The sequence below is a fragment of the Sphingomonas yabuuchiae genome, from assembly GCF_001477495.1.
Lineage (GTDB): Bacteria > Pseudomonadota > Alphaproteobacteria > Sphingomonadales > Sphingomonadaceae > Sphingomonas > Sphingomonas yabuuchiae_A.
Map to the genome: position 1 here is coordinate 1 of NZ_LDTF01000166.1, position 627 is coordinate 627.

A 627-nucleotide genomic window follows, 5' to 3' on the forward strand; every position below is an offset into this window, starting at 1 on the left:
CATGGGCGGCCAGATCGGCGAGGAAGTCGGCATAATCGGCCGGGTCGGTCAGGATCGAGACATAGCCATGGTTCTTGGCGGCCGAGCGGACCATGGACGGGCCGCCGATATCGATATTCTCGATGATCTCGGGACGCTCGGCGCCCTTCGCCACGGTCTGCTGGAAGGGATAGAGGTTCACGACCACGAGGTCGATCGCGCCGATGCCATGCTCGGTCATCGCGGCGGCGTGGGCGGGGTCGTCGCGCACCGCGAGCAGGCCGCCATGGACCATCGGGTGCAGCGTCTTGACCCGGCCGTCCATCATCTCCGGGAAGTTGGTGACCTCGGAGATGTCGCGCACCGGCAGGCCCGCATCGCGGATCGCCTTGGCGGTGCCGCCGGTCGAGACGAGATCGACGCCTCGCTCGGCCAGCGCACGGGCCAGGTCGATGACGCCGGTCTTGTCGGACACCGACAGCAGCGCGCGGCGGACCGGCACCAGATCGACGGAGGGAGCGGAGGGGAGCGAAACGGCCATCGGGCAGCGGGTCCTACATGCTGGGGAGAGTTTGCGGACCCGATAGACTCCGATTCGCCGAAGCGCAAAATGTGATTGGGGGAAGCGTTATTCCTCCCCTGCAAGGG

Annotated in this window: 1 pseudogene; it reads right to left on the minus strand. The window is 67.0% G+C overall.

Going from position 1 to position 627, the window contains the following annotated elements:
• Nucleotides 1-520, minus strand: a pseudogene (gene purH, locus NS355_RS17885) (bifunctional phosphoribosylaminoimidazolecarboxamide formyltransferase/IMP cyclohydrolase); the annotation flags it as partial.
• Nucleotides 521-627 lie beyond the last annotated feature (107 nt).